The organism is Marivita sp. (genome assembly GCF_017643905.1).
In the GTDB taxonomy this organism is placed as follows: Bacteria; Pseudomonadota; Alphaproteobacteria; order Rhodobacterales; family Rhodobacteraceae; genus Marivita.
Map to the genome: position 1 here is coordinate 1 of NZ_JAEPMO010000230.1, position 4,547 is coordinate 4,547.

The 4,547-nt window shown below is 57.6% G+C and carries 5 protein-coding genes; 3 read left to right on the forward strand and 2 right to left on the reverse strand.

Annotation, left to right across the window (positions count from 1 at the left end; all coding sequences use genetic code 11):
* A partial coding sequence (locus JJ869_RS22200; protein ID WP_292270891.1) for an AAA family ATPase occupies positions 1–640 on the reverse strand: 640 nt, incomplete at its 3' end.
* Between the two features lie 70 nt (positions 641–710).
* Here JJ869_RS22200 and JJ869_RS22205 point away from each other — a divergent pair.
* On the forward strand, positions 711–1,301 hold the full coding sequence (locus JJ869_RS22205) for a DUF1285 domain-containing protein (protein WP_292270893.1): 591 nt from the start codon (positions 711–713) through the stop codon (positions 1,299–1,301).
* A gap of 70 nt (positions 1,302–1,371) precedes the next feature.
* On the opposite strand, the gene JJ869_RS22210 is transcribed toward JJ869_RS22205, so the two are convergent.
* A complete protein-coding gene (locus JJ869_RS22210; RefSeq protein WP_292270896.1) occupies positions 1,372–2,190 on the reverse strand; it encodes a sulfotransferase family protein in 819 nt (272 codons plus the stop codon).
* Between the two features lie 141 nt (positions 2,191–2,331).
* On the opposite strand from JJ869_RS22210, the gene JJ869_RS22215 reads away from it, so the two are divergent.
* Complete coding sequence (locus JJ869_RS22215) at positions 2,332–3,909, forward strand: DUF5928 domain-containing protein (RefSeq protein ID WP_292270899.1); 1,578 nt, start codon at positions 2,332–2,334, stop codon at positions 3,907–3,909.
* An 11-nt stretch (positions 3,910–3,920) separates the two neighbouring features.
* Positions 3,921–4,292: an HIT domain-containing protein gene (locus JJ869_RS22220; RefSeq protein WP_292270901.1), complete on the forward strand. Its 372-nt coding sequence runs from the start codon at positions 3,921–3,923 to the stop codon at positions 4,290–4,292.
* Positions 4,293–4,547 lie beyond the last annotated feature (255 nt).

Below are 4,547 nucleotides of genomic sequence, written 5' to 3' on the forward strand. Positions count from 1 at the left end.
CGGTAAAGACCTCGTAAGCATCGGCCTCTTCCGCACCTGTGGTGGCGAGAAGGATCTCTTTCTCGGTCTTGCGGTCGGGATACTGCACGTCGATTTGCACCAGAAAGCGGTCAAGCTGGGCTTCGGGCAGGGGGTAGGTGCCTTCCTGCTCGATCGGGTTCTGGGTGGCCAGAACGTGGAACGGTGCATCAAGTTTGCGGGTTTCGCCTGCCACCGTCACCGCCTTTTCCTGCATCGCCTGCAGCAGCGCCGACTGTGTCCGCGGGCTGGCGCGGTTGATTTCGTCGGCCATCAGAAGCTGGCAGAAGATCGGGCCTTGGATGAACTTGAACGCGCGGCTGCCATCAGACCCGGTTTCCAGCACTTCGGAGCCAAGAATATCTGCAGGCATCAGGTCCGGCGTGAACTGCACGCGGTTGCCATTGAGCCCCATGACGGTCGAAACGGTCTCAACAAGACGGGTTTTCCCAAGGCCGGGCAGGCCGATCAGCAGACCGTGACCGCCGCACAAAAGTGCCGCCAAGGTGAGTTCGACCACACGCTCCTGACCGATGAAGCGGCGGGTGATCGCGGTCTTGGCCTGGGCCAGCTTGTCTTCCAGCGCTTCGATCTCTGCGACCAAATCTTCGCCTGCGGCCATGACGTGTCTCCCTTGCGCATTATGTCCGTTTCAAGAAAGTGTAACGCGCAAAGGGGAAATGGCAAAAGCAATGAGCGCACAAGATCGTGTAATTCCATCCGCCGAAGGCATCGCTGCCTCTGTTCGCGCCACAAAGAGCAAGGGTTTGCCGCCGGTCCACCTGTGGAACCCGCCGTTTTGCGGTGATCTGGACATGCGCATCGCCCGTGACGGGACGTGGTTCTATCTTGGCACGCCGATCGGCCGCGCCCCTTTGGTAAAGCTGTTTTCTTCGATTCTGCGTAAGGATGGAGACAAGTATTTCCTCGTGACCCCGGTCGAGAAGGTGGGAATCACGGTGGATGATGCGCCGTTTGTTGCCACCGATTTCGACGTGACCGGTGGGGGGGAGGATCAGGTGCTGACCTTCACCACCCATGTCGGAGATACGGCGGTCGCCGGGCCTGAGCACCCGATCCGGGTCGAACGGAATGCCGAGACCGGAGAGCCGTCACCTTACGTATTGGTCCGCGCCAATCTCGAAGCGCTGATCGACCGCAAGAGTTTCTACCGCTTGGTCGATTGCGGCGCGCACCACGAGGTTGATGGCCAAAGCTGGTTTGGCGTCTGGTCGGGCGGGCAGTTCTTTCCGATCATCCCGTCAGCAGACCTGCCGGAGTGATCGGCGCCGGAAGCCGCTTCGAAGCGGCTTAAAACCGCTTTTCGAAAAGTGTTCCCGCCAAGCTTGACCGTCAGTCACCCAGCTTGGCGTGCACTTCATCAAGATCGATCTCACCGATGGGCATCTTGTTCCCCGGGTTCTCGAAATCGTATTTGAAGAGCTCGAAATCCTTTTTGTAGATCTCGTAGATCAGGTGCATCGACAGATCGTCGAAATAATCTTCGACCGGATGCGCCCGCTTGGGTCCATGCCCTTCGCTTTCGTTGAAGCGGGGAATGGTCTTGAGGTCGATCTTCTTCTTGGTTTCGACATGGTTGAGCACATCGGCCATGCCGTCGTTGAAGGTCTCGGTCCAGAAGATGTTGTCGTAGCGGCCGCCATTGACGATGAAGGTGCTGATATGGCCGGACATCGCGGACCAATGGATGTCTGGCTCCATCGGACGGCGCCAGCGGATGGTGTCGCGGGCAAAGAGCAGGAAGCGGCGGAAGCTCTTGATCTGGTCGAACTCCTGCTTGCCGTCCTCGCCACCAACTTCGATCCCGTATTTCTGGATCAGCAGCGGCACGAGGTTACCGCGATAGCGTTTGCCGTTGCGCTGAATGCCGCAGATTTTGTCGAAGAACGAACTGAGGATGCGCGTGTAGGGGTTGCGCACGCAGGTAAAGGCATAGGTGTCCTGTGCCTGAATGCGCTTCGTGATCGGGTCCTTCGAATGGTCCAGAGCCCATTTATGCAGGCCGGATTGCGCATCGTGGATGTCACCGTCAAAGAACGTGCCATGATCGGAATAATACATGATCTGACCAATGGTCGAACACGCGCATTTCGGAACCACGCGATAGACCATGCTTTCGCTTTCGGTCATCCATGTGCCGGGAAAACCCATTTTTCTGCCGCCTCCAGCCTCGTTCCGGGCTCTTGTCGTCCGGTAACGTAAACAAAAAATCAAAGAAAGTCGGTTTATTCAATCACTGAACATGCGTATCACTATGAAAAAGAGGTAATAGTTGGGCAAATGAAGACCTGAATGGCAAATATTGCCTTCATACTGCTGTGTCACAAGGACCCGGACGCGATCATCCGACAGGCGCTGAGCCTGACAGCGGTCGGGGATTACATTTCCATTCACTTTGATGCGCGGGCGGATGCAGCGGCCTACGCAGCCATTCATACGGCCTTGTCGGACAACCCGAACGTCACCTTTGCGAAGAAGCGAATCAAATGTGGCTGGGGGGAATGGTCGCTGGTTCAGGCTACGCTCTATGCCGTTGAAGCGGCGGTGGAGGCATTCCCTCGGGCCACGCATTTCTACATGCTCTCGGGCGATTGCCAGGCGATCAAGACCGCCGAATACGCGCACAAATATCTTGACCGGATGGATGCGGATTTCATTGAGAGCTTCGATTTCTTCGCGTCTGACTGGATCAAGACCGGGATGAAGGAAGAGCGGCTGATCTACCGCCACTACTTCAACGAGCGCACCCAGAAATGGATCTTCTACCAAAGCTTCAACTGGCAGAAAAAGCTGGGTCTCACCCGCAAGATCCCCGAAGATCTGGAAATCCAGATCGGCAGCCAGTGGTGGTGCCTGCGGCGCCGCACCATCGAGGCGATCCTTGATTTCGTCCGGCAGCGGCGCGATGTCATGCGGTTTTTCAGCACCACCTGGATCCCTGACGAGACGTTTTTCCAGACGCTGGTGCGGCACCTCGTGCCCGAGAACGAGATCGAATGCCGGACGCTGACCTTCCTGATGTTCTCGGATTACGGGATGCCGGTCACCTTCTACAACGACCACTTCGATCTGCTGCTCAGTCAGGATTTCCTGTTCGCGCGCAAGATCAGTCCAGAGGCTTTGCAACTGAAAGAGCGGTTGGGGTCGCTGTATTCTGCGAAGGGTGTGAACTTCCAGATCTCGAACGAAGGCCGGTCGCTCTACAAGTTCCTCACCGGCAAGGGCCGGATCGGCCGCCGCTTTGCCCCTCGCTTCTGGGAGACGGAAAGCACGCTGGGCCGCGAACGCGAATTGCTGATCGTGGTCTGCAAGAAGTGGCACGTGGCCAAACGGCTGGTGTCGCGGATCCGGCAGCAGACAAACGTGCCCTGCATCGAATACCCCTTCAACGAAGAACAGACGGATCTGCCCGATATGGGGGGCATCCAGTCAACGCTGGGCAAGCGGCATCGCCATCGGCGATCGCTCATGCGGATGCTGTTCGACTATTTCGACTCGGATCGCATGGTGGTCTGTATGGACCCCGGCAATCTGGACCTGCTTGAGGATTTCTGCCGCGACCGCGCCACGACACGCCTGCTTGAGGTGAATTGCACCTTCACGGATGATTACCTGATCGGCCACGCCATGCGCGTCGGGCTGGCCGGCGAACGTACGCCGCAGGAAACGCTCGAACGGCTTTTGCCTACCATCCGCAACGACATCGTGCATGAAAGCGACCGGATTCGCGATGCGGAGTTCGAAAACCACCTGCGCATCCGCGAGGAAGACAGTATCGAGGTCAACGCCGCCGCATTGGCCAGTTTCCTGTCCATCGCGCCGGAACAGGCGCTGGAAATCGCGCGCACCGACCACCTGTTTGCAGACTGAGGATACGCCGCATGGCCTACACCTATGACGACCAGAACATCTTCGCCAAAATCCTGCGTGGCGAGATCCCGAATGCCACCGTGCTTGAAACCGAACACACGCTGGCGTTTCGGGATATCCAGCCTCAGGCACCGATTCATGTGCTGGTGATCCCGAAAGGGCCTTATGTGTGCTACGATCACTTCGTGCTTGAGGCGAGCGATGCCGAAATCGTCGATTTCAACCGCGCCGTGGGTGAGGTCGTAAAGGCCGAAGGGTTGCAGGCGGGTGGATACCGTATCATCTCAAACGCGGGTGAAGCCGGTGTGCAGGAGGTGCCGCATCTGCATGTCCACGTGCTGGGCGGCCGGGTTCTGGGACGGATGCTGCAACGGGCGGGGTAAGGTTTTTCGAAAAGCCTTGTACCCCTCGTTGGAACGTGAGGATGCGTTTTCTAAAACGCATCCCGCGCAGGTTCAGGCCGAGCGTGTGAGTGACAGGAACACGTCTTCCAGGTCCGCCAAGTTCGACAGCAAATCGTCTAAGTGATTGATATTGTTATGGCCAGGTCTGCCATTGTGTGACTACCGAGAAGGGATCAAGCGGGTTTTGGTATATCGAGGGTGTCGAAGAGCTCCAATTGTTCCGGGGTGATTGTC

Bases quoted from the DNA above. Each gene is read 5' to 3' on its own strand.
- JJ869_RS22205 (WP_292270893.1), top strand. From the start codon at position 711: ATGAGCGCACAAGATCGTGTAATTCCATCCGCCGAAGGCATCGCTGCC.
- JJ869_RS22210 (WP_292270896.1), bottom strand. From the start codon at position 2,190: ATGGGTTTTCCCGGCACATGGATGACCGAAAGCGAAAGCATGGTCTAT.
- JJ869_RS22215 (WP_292270899.1), top strand. From the start codon at position 2,332: ATGGCAAATATTGCCTTCATACTGCTGTGTCACAAGGACCCGGACGCG.
- JJ869_RS22220 (WP_292270901.1), top strand. From the start codon at position 3,921: ATGGCCTACACCTATGACGACCAGAACATCTTCGCCAAAATCCTGCGT.